This window comes from Limnobacter sp., from assembly GCF_964228395.1.
Taxonomy (GTDB): Bacteria; Pseudomonadota; Gammaproteobacteria; order Burkholderiales; family Burkholderiaceae_B; genus Limnobacter.
In genome coordinates this window covers 43,875-58,079 of sequence record NZ_CAXQZX010000150.1, presented here as the reverse complement: position 1 = coordinate 58,079, position 14,205 = coordinate 43,875, and the positions used below count along the sequence as shown (strand labels likewise).

Here is a 14,205-nt window from a genome sequence, read left to right as displayed (position 1 = left end):
TCAGAATCGAGTATTACATTGATCAATGTAATAATCTTATAACGGGTCAAAAACTATCACTAGATGTTCTATTTGAAATAAACTGTTCCAAAAATGGAACAATAAACCCGTGCAAGACTTCAACGACCTGTACTACTTTGTCCAAGTAGTAGACCACAAAGGCTTTGCCGCGGCTGGGCGAGCTCTGGGTTTGCCCAAGTCCACCTTGAGCCGTCGCATGGCGAAATTAGAGGAAAACTTGGGGGTACGCTTGCTTCAGCGCAGCACGCGCAGCCTGTCGGTAACCGAGGTGGGGCAGCGCTATTACGAGCACTGCAAGGCCATGCAGGTGCAGGCCGAGGCTGCGCAATCGGTCATCGACACCATGCGCACCGAGCCACGTGGCGTGATTCGCATCACCTGCCCAATCGCACTGCTGCATGCCCACGTGGGCCGTATGCTCGGAGAGTTTATGGCCCAGTGCTCCCAAGTGCAGATTCACTTGGAGGCCACCAACCGTCGGGTGGATGTGATCGGTGAAGGGGTGGATGTGGCCATTCGCGTGCGCCCCCCCCCGCTGCAGGACAGCGATTTGGTTTTGCGGGTGTTGGCTGACCGTGGGCAGTGTTTGGTGGCGAGCCCTGCGTTGGTGAAGCAGCACCATTTTGCCAGCACGCCGGCTCAGTTGGCTGGGTTGCCTTCCTTGGGTTTGGGGACACCCCAACAGCAATTTGCATGGGTGCTCCACGGGCCAGGCGATGCGCAAGCCACCATTCCTTTTGAACCCCGTTTTATTACCACCGACATGATTGCTCTTCGCAACGCCGCTTTGCATGGCGTGGGTGTGGTGCAGTTGCCTGTGTTGATGGTGCGTGAGCAGTTGGAACACGGCGAGCTGGTAAAGCTGCTGCCTGAGTGGTCGCCACGGCGGGAAGTTATTCACGCTGTGTTTGCCTCGCGGCGTGGATTGATTCCCGCGGTTCGGGTGTTGCTTGATTTTTTGGCGGAGAAGTTTCGGGTGATTGAGGAGGAGTAGTGGCTAGGGCATGTTTGGTCCCTTAAACCAACGCAGCGTGAGTTGCGGTGAGTGTTTGTTTTGCTCAATCAATTGACTTTCGAGCAATTCCAATTCCTTAAATAGCTGGTCGCTTGATTTTCCTTGCGTAGCAAGAGTATGCGGCTCTGGTAACAAGGCTATCGCTGACTCCAATTTTGAAATGCGTTCTTTAAGTACAGTTATTTTTGCTTCACGAGCGGATTCCTCGAATCGTAGGTTATTTTGCAAAGCCAATGATTGAAGGGCATGGATCTGCTGTTCAAGTGAGACGATGTTCAGCTGAGTCCGTTCAAGAGCGCTTTGAAGCTGCTCGTACAAAGGATGTTCTGGGGTGACCGCCTTCAAAGCATCCTTTTGTAGGGCCTCTTGCTCTTTGGCTCGATTAATCAGCACTCGGTGACTGTAGGAGTTGGTTTGAATATCTGCAGCAGAGGTCTGCCCTCTATCAGGACTCATTGATTGGAGTTGAGCCAATTCGGCCTCAAGCAAAAGTTTTCGCTGGATCAATCTGTTTACCGTGTCCGCATGTTGCTTTTCGTTCGCTCGTGCCCGCCTTTCCTCCCGTAGTGCCAAATTAATTGCCTCTTCTTTTGCCGCCAGCGCCGCTTGAAGAGGCTTTATGTTTTGAATGTAAGCCGCTTGGCTGGCTGCCCTCGCTTGCTCAATCATGGCCTCACCATAAGCATTTGCAACATCGCTAAGTTTGGCGGTGCGTTCACTCGCAAGGTGTGCTTTCAGAAGATTGGTTCCTGGCACAGCCTCCAATATCACGCTTTTGCTTAAGACCTTGGTTGCGTGGTCAAATGGTTCCTGCGGTAAAATCCATGATTCAGCCTGCTTGTCCAGAAGCGCATTAAACGCAACAGTCTCTTGCTCAAGGTGTTTCCTGAGCATTTTAAGTTGCTTGTCAAAAAGCAACTCATCGAGCTCAGGGGCCTCCACCTCGAAGATCATGGTCACTACATGCGGCTGAATTTGGGTCTGTTTAGAAAACCATAACCCCAACAAATAGAGACTAAGCCCCAAGGCAAGCAATAAAGGCAGAAAAAACCGCGGCTTGCCGTGTTGCTCTAAATCATTACTCATGATTTAGTGAACGAATCCGGCTTTGGTCTGCACTTGGACCGATGAAATTGTCTTTTCTCCGAGCGTCTCACCTAAACTATTCAGGCGGGTCATTCGGATGTTTTCACCTTTAAATTGAATACGAATTTTGTCGCCTTGGTGCCCAACCACTGTCATAACGCCCTCGCTCGGGGTGAATGCGTTGGGCGCAAAGGCAAGGTCTTTTCCAACAATTTCGTACATCGATTGCCGCGGTTTATTGTTTTCATCCACGCCATTGGCCAGTGACAAAGCAATGAATGAGGTGCCTGGGAAGCGGGCTACGCCATCGCCTTGCAGGACTTTTTTCACTCGCAATCCGTCCATAACCACACCTGTTTTTAAACATTGTTGATCCCAGGCCATCGTGGTTGAAACGCCAGTGCCGATGCAATAGCCCAATGCACCATCAAGGTAGTCTATTACAGCGGTGTTACCTTTCAAATTTAGGTTTTGTTTTAGGTTTGCTACGGATCCTGCATATCGCATTTTGCCGATCATGCGTGCCACCTGTCCCTGGCTGCTCAGTTCAAATTGGCGATCCTCGGCCTTTTGAATGGCTGTGAATACGCTGGATAACACGCTGGGATCTGTTCGGAAATTCATTTCTTCACAAGCAGATTCTGAAATCGTGAAGCTGTCAGCTACCCCTACTTGGTTGATGGGGTTGCTATCCACAACGCTTGCACGCAATCGGCCGCCAAGCGAGCAAATCCGCAAGTCATACGATATGGTTTGAGTGGCATCTTTTGTATTGAACTCCTTCTGAACGTTGCCGTAGCCTTTTGGGGTAAGACCTGCACGCAACACTTCCGGGAAAAATTGTGTGGTGTTCAAATTAACTGGTGCCTTTCCGGATTGGCTTGAGAACTCGGTTTGGCCGAAACCCAGTGTGAACGAAAGCACAGCCTTTTGACCCAACTCAAGCCATTGAGCCTCGTCCATTGGGACTCCTGTTAGCCTGGGAAAGTTTGCGCATAGGTTGGGGTCGGCCGCACTTGCATCTTGACAAATATTTCCACCCTTAAACTGCAAAACATCTTTGGCGGCAAAATTACCACCCCGCTTTACCGGTGCCGGTAGCGCAGATGCGCTAGGGGTTTCAACAGCCAAAGGCACTGCAGGGGCTTCGGATTGCTGTGCATCAGTTTGAGTAAGGTGCTGGTGAGTAAGCGCTGCACTAACAAACAAAGCAAAGGCGGAAAATGGGGTCATTCGGCAAATTCTCCTGTCTGGCAATAAAGAAATATTGAATTCGAAAGAGTATGCCAGAAAGCCAACAATGCACTTGTTACTGTGCTCTTGTTGGCATGGCCTAGTAGCCGTGGTTTTAGGTGAGGTTGGTCACTGTCTGTAGCAGGGTGTCCTGCGCCTGAATGCTCTTGGAGTTGGCTTGGTAGATGCGTTGTGTGGCAATCATTTGCACCAGTTCGGCTGTAAGGTCTACGTTGGCTTCTTCCACTGCACCCGCCTGAATCAAACCAAAACCGGCGTCCCCAGCATTGGATGCAAACTCGGGACCTGCTTGCAGAGTGGCGACCCAATTGTTGTTGCCAACAGGCTGCAGTCCCTCTGGGTTGCGGAAGCGGAACAGGCCAATTTTGGCGATGTCTCGGGTCTGACCATTCGCATAGTTCAAGGACATCACGCCGCCTTGATCAATTGTGAAATTGACGTAATCGGCTGCATCGTATCCATCTTGGGCCAGGTTCTGTAGCTGAAATTCTGTGCCGAACTGTGTACTGCTTCGCATGTCAATTCGCACAGTGTTATTGGGGCTGTTGAAATCCGGGGTTAGTGCGGTTCCATTCTGGAAGGTACCCAGGTCTATTTCGAATACAGCAGCGTCTGGGTTGTTTAGTTGGCCGTTGGGGTTAAAGCCCAAGGCAGCGCCAGCGTAGGGAGCAGGGTAGGCTGCCGCCCCTTCAGTGCGGATATTCACCAGTTCGCCGTTCACGGTGGCGTGAACCCTCCATTGATTGGGAGCGGGGTCCGCGACAGGCGCGGTGGTCGGCCCAACCTTTTGCCAGAATACCTGCAACGTTAAAGGTTCGCCGAGTTGGTTGTTGATCACAATGGCAGAGCTTTGAGTGTAAGAGTTTGGGTCGTTGGGGTTGAATGTTGCGGCTACAGCGGAAGGCTGTGTGCGAGAATCGAGGTTAAAGCGGAACTCCGTGTTTTGGGTGGCTCTAGGTTGAATGGGCTCGGTAGAAATGGTGATTGGAGAGGCGACATCCAGTACGTTACCTGTTTCGGGGTCTAGAGGAAATGCCAGCAAGTCTTTGCCATCGGCGGTAACAACGGTGTTGTCTCGATCTAGCTGGAATTGACCGTTACGAGTTAGAAATTCTCGGCCGTCTTGACCTTTAACCTTAAAAAAGCCGTTGCCGGAGATAGCAAGGTCCAAAGGGTTTTGTGTGGCTACCACGTTGCCTTGTCTGAATTCCTGCTTGATCGCTAACAGGTTTACACCACCGCCCACCTGCAGACCCGCATCAGCACGTGACAGGGCGCTTGCGTAAACATCGCCAAATTGTGCTTTGCTGGTTTTGAACCCCACTGTGTTGGCATTGGCAACGTTGTTGGCTGTCACCTCCAGGCTTTTTTGCGACGTATTCAGACCGCTCAGGCCCTGTTGAAATACACCCATGATCCTTACCTCACCTTTTGATGTTTCAAAGATGGCGCTGTGACCGCGCCGACATGCCCTATTTAAAAGCACCCGCCAAATAAGAACTTTGAACAACATGGGCGGAAAATCACCCCATTATTCGAAAGATGACGGCGGCAAGGATTGCTAAGGTGTGAGCATTCAGGTTGATCTCAGGTGTTTGAATTGAGCCCCATTGAGTGTATCGCCCACACAGACGAGCTGTACATCCGAAGCTATCCTTTGCGTTCGGCTGGGGGCCACTACGGACTGAAGCTGATTGATTTTCCAGTCACTGTTGCTTTGGGTGACTTTCGTTTTTACATGCGCTACCGCCGAGGATGGGATTTAAGCTGGAAGCTTTTTTGCAGCGACGATCAGTCTTTGGCCTTGCGGAGGGCTCTTGTGGCGGAATACAAGATGAGTGCTGAGGTCAACGCGCTTGAGCGTGTGGTGGCGGACATTTTTGATCAAGTTGATCGGGTGTGCACTTTGGCTGTTGAGCGCTTGCCTGTTCAGCCCACCCGCAGAGAGGTGTTGCAAAGCCTAATTCAAAATGCAGGGCTCACTCCACTTTTATGCACCACACCCGATGATCAGGCTGCCTCCGTTTGCTTCTACTATCTTGGAGGCGAAACGCTGCTGGCAGTGTTGGGTACGCGAGGCCCACAAGCAGAGGTTTTTGCTGTTGCCGAGCTTCAAGCGAATCAATGGAAGTCCCTGTGTGAGGCCATTCGAGCCTGTGCGGTGCATGGTGTAGCAGCAGTCGATGCTTTGGTATTGGAGCAAGTGGCATTCTGGATGCACGAGCAAGAATCGTTACCTGACCTGGAGGAGATGGCATGACTCCGCTGGCCATGTTTGATACGCTTGGCGCAGAGTTGCCCGCTCCTGTTGGGGGGGCTGACGTTCCACCGAGCACGGCTGAACAAGAGCGTGTTGATCAGGTGTTGGTCTTGGCGGGTGTGTCCATCGACGAATTGAAAGACATGACCTGGCCTGAACGTTCTGCGCGAGCGTTTGAATTGTTGCTTGGTCAGCGGGTTGAGGGTGCGAGTCGAGTTGATTCAGACTCATTCGCAGCTCCGTTTGTGCCACCACTCCCAGTCAGGCAGGTGCTCTTTCATGCGGCGCCGACTGCTGTGGATTTGTCTAACGTTTCAGGTCAAGCCAGCGTTGAGCGTTTGCCATTTCCTGCAGCAGAAGATTTGTACGTGGCTGGGGGTAAGCTACTTAAGACGGTTGATTCGCCATTACCCAATTCATTAGAAATTTTGGTCACAGAGCAACCTTCTGCCCTCGCTGAGCAATTGATGGCGGGCGCGGACGCGCAATTGGGGCTTGGCTTGCCAACCTCAGAGTTTTCGCCTGCGGATTGGCAAACGCTCCAGATCGAGGATCCTCCCACGATTGTAGAGTACGAAGTAGGGGCCTCCTCTGTAAGCGTTGAGACGATAACAACCCCAGTTGCTTTGCTGAGATCCGTCGAGTTGAGCATGCGCGAGAAGGTCCTACTTCAACCCAGTGCGCTTGAAATCGACAATGTGACCGCACCACGTACCCGTGATCGGGGTGCTTTGGTAACACCGGCGCTGCCCGAGCCGATATCCTCGATGGCCAAGCCGACAATTGTAGTGCCGCGGGCGATTGCTGAGTTGCCCAGCGTGGAGCCTGTTGTTGAACCAGCGGCCACGGATGACTTTACTGAAAGCAAAGCCGTAACGCCGATGCTTCCGCGGCATCAAGGGCTCTTGGCAAATGGACCTTTGCCAACACCAGTCAACTTGCCGTCTGGCGAATCCAACAACACCAAAATAAAGCCCCCGCATACTCTTGTAGACCATGGCGGCATCAACACGATCCCGGTTTTATCAAAAGCGAAGCTTGAGCGCTTGGAGCCTGTTGTTGCGGTAGCCCAAAGCCACCAGACTGAAGATTTGGAAAAAACTGCCTCATACTCAATCTCGGCCCCCGAGCGCGAGAACCCAAATCCCAAGATTCCGCTGCAATCATCTCGTGGCGGTCTTTCGGTCGCAGAGTTGATGGAGCCTCCCTCGGAGCCTGTTGACCCAGGTGAACGTGCGTTGGATTGGCTGACTCAAAGCCGTCAATTTAACGACAGACTGCTTGACTCAGGCGCGTCCAAAGCGTTTGGCTCTGGTCAGGCTGAGCTGCCAGCCATGTCTTCAGTCACCCAGCCTACAACCATGCCTGTCGGCCTGTCTACAACGACCATGATTGAGCCAGTGATTCGGGGGGCTGTGGCGTCGGCGGCATTACCTGCTGTGTTACCTAATCGAGTCAATGACCTGCAACTAGCCGTGAACAGTGCCTTGAAAACCATGGTAATGCGTCTTCCGGGCCGGGTAGAAGTCAATTTGGTGCTGAAAGACGGTCAGAAGATTGAGCTGATGGTGCAAGCCCAACAGCAGCGACTGGACATTGAACTGCGTGGGGCGTTGCCGCAAGGTAGTACACAGGCAGCCTGGCTTGATGGCCTGGACGGGTTGATTAAAACTGTCGACGGATTGGGGTATCAGCTGCAAAGCCTTAAGCTCAACGGTGAGGCCATTCACTCCGTTTCCTCGAGTCAGTCGAGTGGCTTGGACTTGGCTGGTCAGCAGCAGCGTGACCGAGGTCAGGATCCCGCCAGTCATCAAGCAGAACTATCCAGTGTTGCCAGAGAAGCAGCTACAAAAGAGCCAATAGCTGACCCCATTGCCCATGCGCTTGCTTTGCAAAGTGGAAATGAGGGACCGATCCCAAACAAAGGCGGGGTTAGTCTCTATGTTTGATCACCGCAAGATCATATTGTGAATGAGCCATTTGCTGGTTTGTGGCTGATATTGCATTTCCAAAATCACATTTTCGGTGCTGATGCGGCCATCAATCACCTGTGAAAAAACAGCCTTTGCATTATTGGGACCATCGTTGGAATCAGACACATACACATATCTGAATTCCTTTATTGATTCAGTTTGAATTTTAAGGGCAATTGCGTCGGCCATGAGTTTCACGGCCATTGCGTGCTCGGGTGTCGGCATGGCCAGTGAGATTGCATCTTGTACGCGATTCTCCGCCATTGCATTCATAAAGTTTTGCGCAATTTGTTGCCGCTCGGAGTACTCCAGTTCTTTGCTGCAGGCGCCTAGAAAAAATGAACTGAGCAACAGGGTAAAAAAAAGAACTTGCGATTTGAAATTCAAACAGGTCATGGCAGGCCCTCTGCTTAATTTAAATTTGGGATCGTGTAAATAGCCGTACGAAAATTGGACGCTTTAATTCAAAGTTCTCTGCGCGTGCCTAGGCGATACTTTGCCTAATTCACAGTGTGTTTGTACAGGGAAAATTAAGATGATTGAAACTTCCCGATTGCCCGGCGTTGAGAGTCTTGCCCTAAGCGCAAGTCGCCAGAGCCCTTTGGATGTTCAGGGGGGAAAGTCGATTCCGAGTTTTACCGAGGTGTTAGGTCAAGCGCTTGACTCCGTGAACAAGGCCCAGGAACAGTCCCGCAGCCTGGCCGTGGGACTTCAAATGAACAACCCCAAAGTGTCGGTGGAAGATGTCGCGATTGCCTCCAACGAGGCTTCTTTGAAGTTTCAGACGGTGTTGCAAACCCGCAATAAATTGTTGCAGGCCTATAGCGAAATTATGAGCATGCCAGTGTGATTGGGAGGGTTTCATGCTCGCTGAGTTCTTAACGCAAGACGAAGTTGACTCGCTGTTACGAGCGATCACGGGCGAGGACTCGTACTTTAGCGCAGAAGACAATGAAGACCTTCAGGTTAAGCCGTACAACTTGGCCAAGCAAGAGCGGATCGTACGTGGGCGCATGCCCACACTGGAGATCATCAATGAACGATTTGCGCGGCTCTTGCGGATTGGCTTGTTTGACTTCATGCGCCGAATGCCCGAAGTTACAGTCGGCTCAGTGAAGGTGATCAAGTACAACGAGTTCATTCGTAACTTGGCCGTACCCACCAACCTGAATCTTATTTCTATCAAGCCCCTGCGTGGAAATGGTCTCGTGATTCTTGACCCCACCATGATCTTTGCCATGGTCGATACAATGTTCGGTGGGGATGGTCGATTGCAAACCGAGATTGAGGGCCGAGAGTTTTCTGCCACTGAACAAAGGATCATTGCACGGGTGCTCGAGGTGGTGTTCGCGGAATACGCAAAAGCTTGGGCTCCTGTTTACCCATTGGTACCAGAATATGTGCGTTCGGAAATGCACACGCAGTTTGCCAATATTGCCAATCCTGCTGAAATCGTGGTGTCCAGCAAGTTTGAGATTGAACTTGGGGACGCCTCAGGCTCGATTCATATTTGTTTGCCTTATTCCTCACTCGAGCCCATTCGTGACGCCATGAGCTCGGCTGTGCAAAGCAATCAAGGTGAGACAGATCGTCGCTGGTCCAAGTTGCTCAAACAGCAGATGCAACTGGCAGAAGTGGAGCTGCAGGTTACATTGGCCAATGCACACCTCACTGTGGCGGATGTCTTAACGCTTCAAAAGGGCGATTTCATTCCTCTCCAAATGGCTCCAACCGTGCAGGCCAACGTAGACAATGTTCCAGTATTTGATTGCAGCTATGGAATCAGCGGCGGGCAATATGCGGTGAAGGTTGAGCGTTTGATTAAGCCCGGCGACAGTTTGCTTGGGGCCAACAAGCATCAGGGAAAAAATTTTAAGTCCCTCAGTGAGGTGTACTCATTGGTGAGTGAGCACGGTGCAGAAACTCTGGAGGGGCTTGGCAAGCTGGATACGCAACATAAACGATCGAAAGGGTTTAGCGAAGCATGAACACTGAAATAAAGAAAGGCGGACAGCAAGCTCCCGGGGCGGATGTGGTGCATGAAGATGCCCTGGGCGAAGTGGAGGCTCACCACTTCGAACAGTTGTCAGGTGACGATGAAGACGGTACGGGCAACGATATTGATATTATCTTGGATATCCCGGTGACCTTAAGTGTTGAACTTGGCCGTACGAAGATTCCTATCAAGCACATCTTACAATTGGCGCAAGGCTCGGTGGTCGAACTCGATGGCTTGGCTGGCGAGCCCATGAATGTATTGGTCAATGGGTGCTTGATTGCGCAAGGGGAGGTGGTGGTTGTCAATGACCGCTTCGGTATCCGGTTGACCGACATCGTTACCCCGTCCGAACGATTGCGAAAACTCAACGGCTAAGCTCAATATGCAATTAGCGGCTTGGCGTCTATTCACTGCAGTGTGCGTGGCTTCAGCGGCTGGACCGTTGTTTGCGATCGAACTCAAAGAGTTGGAGGTGCGCTCCGAGGTGGGCATGCCCTTTATTGCGCATGTTCAGTTCGAATTGCAAGCCGCGGAAATGACCTCGCCGGAGTTGGCACATGTCACTGTGCGTTCAACTTCGCCTGCTGACTTTAAGGGTATCCTGCGTACTCGGCTTTTCTTACAACCCAACAGCACAAGTGGGTTTATTCGGATTACCGCAATCGAGCCTGCCTCGCGGGGAATGACCATTGTTTTAGAAGCACGTGATCCGAGGCAAAACCACATCCGCGAGTACGTGATCGATAACAATCAAGTCCGCGTTCGAGACCTGCAACGCCCAGAATTGCCCCCACCCAAGCCTCAGCAGGCTTTTCAAGCCCCGGTACCTGAGCCACGCGAGGAGGCAAGGACGCTTGAGCCTGCACCTCCTGATGGCATTGAACTTCGACTTTTGGATCAAACCCAAAGCGCTGAAGTGGTCTCGCCTCGGGCCTTGGCCAGTGATCTTGAGCTATTGAGTCGCACGCAAGCTGAGTTGTCGGACGACCCAGACGCCAAGGTGTTGGCTGGCGAGGCATTGCTCACCCTAGGGCAATTGTTACAAAACGCCCGAGGCTTGTGGGATTACAAGGCAAGCCGTGAGGTGGTAACGGCCGCCATGGAAAATGAGTTCAAAGAAAATGTAGATAGCTATGTATTAACCATTCGAGCAGATCAGAATACAGATATCAAAACGCCCCAGGCTGAGATTGCGACCCTAGGTAAGCCAGGCGACAAAGCGAAGCCAACGACGCTGCCCCTCGAAGCCACCCTCTCTCAAAACGAGGCGCTTAGCCCGTTAGCTTCTCAGGCAGACACCTCTGGGCCAGTGGAGCATGGGGTTCCCATAGCGCAGCCTCCTGTTAGGGAGGAGCCCGGGGTTGGAATCTTTGCTTGGTTTGTTTTGCTGAGCATTTCATTGGCTTGTGGGTGTTTGGCCTGGTACCTGACTTGGGTGCGAGGACGGAGCCAGCAGGCCGAAGTACCATCATCCTCTGCACCGCAAATGCCCTTGGCCCTCGAGCCTCTAGAAGTGCGGATGGAGACCGCTGCTGCGCAACCTTTTGGTTTAAGTGAGTTGCAAGAGGAAGGGAGTCCCTCCGAATCGCATACCCAACAGCCTGAGCCGGAGGAGAGATTTCCACAAGACGATCAACAAGCACCGGCTCAAGAGCCGGCTTCCGATTGGGTACAGACCTTGGATGAACCAGATTTTGAGGCTGAAGTTGCTGCAGCCCAGGCCATGCTGGCAAGTCCAGGGCCAGAAGACGATATCCAGCTGGAGGAACCGCAGTTACCTGTCGAGCCCCCTTTTAAAAACGAGAACGATGCGCGCATTGAGTTGGCCAACGCGTATTTAGAAATTGAAGACTATGATGCTGCGCTAAAAGTACTCGCAAGCATCGAAGGGGATTTGACCGATGGGCAACGTGAACAACTTGCCCAGATAAGGGAGTTGATTGTGCAAGGAGAGGCGAGTCAATGAGGGTCTTTAGTATTGCAGCTTTGATGTTTTGCTTGCTGCTTCCGCTTGACTTTGCTTGGGCGCAGGCTATGCCCAGTGTGATTGCTAGTCCGGGTCGTAACGGATCGACGGTGTATTCATTGCCAATCCAAACCATGTTGGTGATGACCTTTCTTACCGTGCTGCCCGGGGTGTTGTTGATGATGACGGGCTTCACTCGGATTGTCATCGTGCTGTCATTATTGCGCATGGCTTTAGGCACGCAAAACTCACCCCCCAACCAAGTGGTCATTGGCCTAAGTCTATTTTTAACGTTTTTTGTGATGACACCTGTCTTTAAGCAAGTGTACGAAACCGCATACCTACCTTACGAGGAGTCGCGTTTGGAGTTTCGTGATGCTGTGGAGGTTGCCTCACAGCCCGTACGTAATTTTATGCTTCGGCAAACCCGGGCCGAAGACCTGGCTTTGTTTGCGAGTTATTCTGACACCAAATTCGAAAAACCCGTCGATGCCCCTATGTCAGTTTTGATTCCTGCGTTTGTCACAAGCGAACTCAAAACGGCATTCCAGATAGGCTTTATGGTATTCCTGCCTTTCCTGATCATTGATTTGATTGTATCCAGTGTATTGATGTCGATGGGGATGATGATGTTATCCCCAATGCTGATTTCGCTCCCATTTAAATTGATGCTGTTTGTTTTAATTGATGGCTGGAATTTGTTGATGGGTTCGTTACTGCAAAGTTTCGCCTAACCAATCATGTCAGAAGAAAATGATCTAGAAAGGGAACTACCTGCCACCCAGCGGAAAATCGAGAAGGCGCGCGAAGAGGGCAATATTCCGCGATCGAAGGACCTCTCAGGTGCCGTGGTGGTGCTAGTGGGGCTGGGCTGTTTGTTTGTATTTTCCGATTTCTTCGTTGAGCAAAACAAGGATCTCATGAAGCAGGCGCTCACCCTGAGCACTCAGGACGCCAAAGATCCCGCTCGAATGGGTGCTGCGTTTGTGGATCTTTTGCTGAAGTCCCTTTTGGTGCTTTCCCCATTATTGATTGCTGTGTTGGTGGCAGCGGTTTTGGGGACAATCGCGGTGGGTGGGGCCATTTTTGTGGGCAAAAACCTGCAGCCAAAATTCTCCAAACTCAATCCCGTCAAGGGTCTGAAAAACATGTTCAGTGGCAATGCCATGTTTGAGTTTGCCAAGGCCATGTTGAAGGTACTTGTGATCGGAGCCTTGGCCACGGTACTAATATGGGGGCATGTGGATGATTTTCCTCGAATGATGACCATCCCCTTGCCCAACGCAATTGAGTTGGCTGCTGCTTTTGCACTGCGCGATGCGTTAATTCTTACCCTTGTTTTTGCTGTGGCGGTATCGGTGGATGCGCCCTACCAAGTGTTTCGCTATTTGAAGCAGTTGCGAATGAATATCGAGGAAATTCGGCGCGAGCAAAAAGAAACCGACGGCGATCCGCATGTAAAGGCTCGTGTGCGCCAAATTCAACGGGAAATGTCTCGTAAGCGAATGATGGCTGCTGTGCCCATGGCCGATGTGATCGTGACTAACCCTACGCACTATGCGGTGGCGCTTGCATACAGAGACGGGGGTGGCGCGCCGAGGGTGCTTGCCAAAGGCGTAGATTTGATCGCCCTCCAAATACGAGAATTGGCGGCGCAACATGGCATTGCGCAAATTGAAGTACCAGCGCTTGCCCGGGCGCTATACAAACATGTGGACATTGAGCGAGAGATACCCCCTTCCCTGTACGGCGCAGTAGCTAAATTGTTGGCCTACTTGTTCACCATGGAGAAGGGGCAAATTGATGAGTCGGTGTTCCCCTCTGAGCAGGATATTCCCCCGGGTATGGACCCAGGTCCATCTTAAGCAGCTAGGGATTTGGAACTTTTGGTGGCGTTGCACTGTTGTCCCAGATTGGAATCGTAAACAGGTCATAAAAAGCCTGTTCGAAAAAAGCCACAAAAAAGGGAAGCGACAACCAAATAAGCGTAATCGCAGCCAGGATGGTGATAGAGAAGCCCACGGAAATGATGTTGAATTGTGGTGCTGCACGCGAGAGTAGGCCCAAAGCAATATTCACTGACAAGATACAAGCCATTACAGGCAGACTAAGTTGCATGGCAATTTGAAATAGCAACAAACCGGATTGGGCAATTTTCAGAGGGCTCAAAAAAGTGAAGTCGGTCGAAATGGGTACAACCCTGAAGCTGTGCAAAATCCCGTCAATGGCCATGAGGTGACCATTCATACTCAAAAATACAAGCGTTGCCATGATGTTGAAAAATGCTCCAATCATGGGGGAAGCTGTGTTTTTTTGCGGGTCGATGAACATCGCAAAGGCCAGTCCCATTTGTAGGCCAATAAAATCGCCCGCCACTTCCATCGCGGCAAACACTATGCGCATAAAGAATCCGAGCGACGCTCCCACCAGCACCTGTTGAGCAACCAAGGCGAGTAGTGGGTCGTTGGGATTGAACTGCGTCACCGGCGACCCCGCTACCAAATAGGCTAACACCACGGCCAAGCCAATGCGAATGCGACGGCTCACGGAACGGGCGTCAAACAAAGGGGCAGTAGCCAGCAAGGCGCCAATCCGAATGAAGGGTAGCATCCACTGCAACATCCATTGGTT

The 14,205-nt window shown here is 51.6% G+C and carries 14 protein-coding genes; 9 read left to right on the top strand and 5 right to left on the bottom strand.

All coding sequences use genetic code 11. From position 1 onward, the window contains the following. Nucleotides 1-109: 109 nt before the first annotated feature. Nucleotides 110-1,015, top strand: coding sequence for a LysR family transcriptional regulator (locus tag ACEQU8_RS12730; protein ID WP_370264100.1), 906 nt, complete (start codon nt 110-112; stop codon nt 1,013-1,015). 3 nt (nt 1,016-1,018) lie between these two features. Here ACEQU8_RS12730 and ACEQU8_RS12725 read toward each other — a convergent pair whose 3' ends face one another. The 3 genes from ACEQU8_RS12725 to ACEQU8_RS12715 form a co-directional block, all read right to left on the bottom strand. After that, the gene (locus ACEQU8_RS12725) at nt 1,019-2,122 is read right to left on the bottom strand and encodes a hypothetical protein (protein WP_370264097.1); all 1,104 of its coding nucleotides are present in this window, start codon (nt 2,120-2,122) and stop codon (nt 1,019-1,021) included. Between the two features lie 3 nt (nt 2,123-2,125). Then, nucleotides 2,126-3,355, bottom strand: coding sequence for a hypothetical protein (locus ACEQU8_RS12720; RefSeq protein WP_370264096.1), 1,230 nt, complete (start codon nt 3,353-3,355; stop codon nt 2,126-2,128). 115 nt (nt 3,356-3,470) lie between these two features. Continuing rightward, complete coding sequence (locus ACEQU8_RS12715) at nt 3,471-4,790, bottom strand: flagellar hook protein FlgE (protein WP_370264095.1); 1,320 nt, start codon at nt 4,788-4,790, stop codon at nt 3,471-3,473. Between the two features lie 186 nt (nt 4,791-4,976). Between ACEQU8_RS12715 and ACEQU8_RS12710 the strand changes: the two genes are divergently transcribed. Beyond that, nucleotides 4,977-5,636: a hypothetical protein gene (locus ACEQU8_RS12710; RefSeq protein WP_370264093.1), complete on the top strand. Its 660-nt coding sequence runs from the start codon at nt 4,977-4,979 to the stop codon at nt 5,634-5,636. Next, nucleotides 5,633-7,585, top strand: coding sequence for a hypothetical protein (locus ACEQU8_RS12705; RefSeq protein WP_370264091.1), 1,953 nt, complete (start codon nt 5,633-5,635; stop codon nt 7,583-7,585). Before ACEQU8_RS12710 ends, ACEQU8_RS12705 begins: the two co-directional genes overlap by 4 nt. Here the strand turns inward: ACEQU8_RS12705 and ACEQU8_RS12700 are convergent, their stop codons facing one another. After that, nucleotides 7,586-7,996: a hypothetical protein gene (locus ACEQU8_RS12700; RefSeq protein WP_370264090.1), complete on the bottom strand. Its 411-nt coding sequence runs from the start codon at nt 7,994-7,996 to the stop codon at nt 7,586-7,588. A gap of 148 nt (nt 7,997-8,144) precedes the next feature. Here ACEQU8_RS12700 and fliE point away from each other — a divergent pair, with 148 nt between their 5' ends. The 6 genes from fliE to flhB are packed head-to-tail and all read left to right on the top strand — an operon-like array spanning nt 8,145 to nt 13,439. Continuing rightward, the gene (gene fliE / locus ACEQU8_RS12695) at nt 8,145-8,459 is read left to right on the top strand and encodes a flagellar hook-basal body complex protein FliE (RefSeq protein ID WP_370264089.1); all 315 of its coding nucleotides are present in this window, start codon (nt 8,145-8,147) and stop codon (nt 8,457-8,459) included. A 13-nt stretch (nt 8,460-8,472) separates the two neighbouring features. Beyond that, entirely contained in the window at nt 8,473-9,597 is a 1,125-nt protein-coding gene (gene fliM, locus ACEQU8_RS12690; RefSeq protein ID WP_370264087.1) for a flagellar motor switch protein FliM, read from the top strand. Then, nucleotides 9,594-9,983, top strand: a complete 390-nt coding sequence (gene fliN / locus ACEQU8_RS12685; protein ID WP_370264086.1) for a flagellar motor switch protein FliN — start codon at nt 9,594-9,596, stop codon at nt 9,981-9,983. The genes fliM and fliN overlap by 4 nt, the downstream gene beginning before the upstream one ends. A gap of 46 nt (nt 9,984-10,029) precedes the next feature. Next, nucleotides 10,030-11,574, top strand: a complete 1,545-nt coding sequence (locus tag ACEQU8_RS12680; RefSeq protein ID WP_370264085.1) for a hypothetical protein — start codon at nt 10,030-10,032, stop codon at nt 11,572-11,574. Then, nucleotides 11,571-12,308, top strand: coding sequence for a flagellar type III secretion system pore protein FliP (fliP, locus tag ACEQU8_RS12675; RefSeq protein ID WP_370264083.1), 738 nt, complete (start codon nt 11,571-11,573; stop codon nt 12,306-12,308). Before ACEQU8_RS12680 ends, fliP begins: the two co-directional genes overlap by 4 nt. A gap of 6 nt (nt 12,309-12,314) precedes the next feature. Further along, nucleotides 12,315-13,439, top strand: coding sequence for a flagellar biosynthesis protein FlhB (gene flhB, locus ACEQU8_RS12670; RefSeq protein ID WP_370264082.1), 1,125 nt, complete (start codon nt 12,315-12,317; stop codon nt 13,437-13,439). 4 nt (nt 13,440-13,443) lie between these two features. Here flhB and fliR read toward each other — a convergent pair whose 3' ends face one another. Continuing rightward, on the bottom strand, nt 13,444-14,196 hold the full coding sequence (gene fliR, locus ACEQU8_RS12665; RefSeq protein WP_370264081.1) for a flagellar biosynthetic protein FliR: 753 nt from the start codon (nt 14,194-14,196) through the stop codon (nt 13,444-13,446). Nucleotides 14,197-14,205 lie beyond the last annotated feature (9 nt).

What these genes read in the sequence shown, in the direction of transcription:
- ACEQU8_RS12725 (WP_370264097.1), bottom strand. Translation starts at nt 2,122, where the DNA reads ATGAGTAATGATTTAGAGCAACACGGCAAGCCGCGGTTTTTTCTGCCT.
- ACEQU8_RS12720 (WP_370264096.1), bottom strand. Translation starts at nt 3,355, where the DNA reads ATGACCCCATTTTCCGCCTTTGCTTTGTTTGTTAGTGCAGCGCTTACT.
- ACEQU8_RS12715 (WP_370264095.1), bottom strand. Translation starts at nt 4,790, where the DNA reads ATGGGTGTATTTCAACAGGGCCTGAGCGGTCTGAATACGTCGCAAAAA.
- ACEQU8_RS12705 (WP_370264091.1), top strand. Translation starts at nt 5,633, where the DNA reads ATGACTCCGCTGGCCATGTTTGATACGCTTGGCGCAGAGTTGCCCGCT.
- fliE (WP_370264089.1), top strand. Translation starts at nt 8,145, where the DNA reads ATGATTGAAACTTCCCGATTGCCCGGCGTTGAGAGTCTTGCCCTAAGC.
- fliM (WP_370264087.1), top strand. Translation starts at nt 8,473, where the DNA reads ATGCTCGCTGAGTTCTTAACGCAAGACGAAGTTGACTCGCTGTTACGA.
- fliN (WP_370264086.1), top strand. Translation starts at nt 9,594, where the DNA reads ATGAACACTGAAATAAAGAAAGGCGGACAGCAAGCTCCCGGGGCGGAT.
- fliP (WP_370264083.1), top strand. Translation starts at nt 11,571, where the DNA reads ATGAGGGTCTTTAGTATTGCAGCTTTGATGTTTTGCTTGCTGCTTCCG.
- flhB (WP_370264082.1), top strand. Translation starts at nt 12,315, where the DNA reads ATGTCAGAAGAAAATGATCTAGAAAGGGAACTACCTGCCACCCAGCGG.
- fliR (WP_370264081.1), bottom strand. Translation starts at nt 14,196, where the DNA reads ATGTTGCAGTGGATGCTACCCTTCATTCGGATTGGCGCCTTGCTGGCT.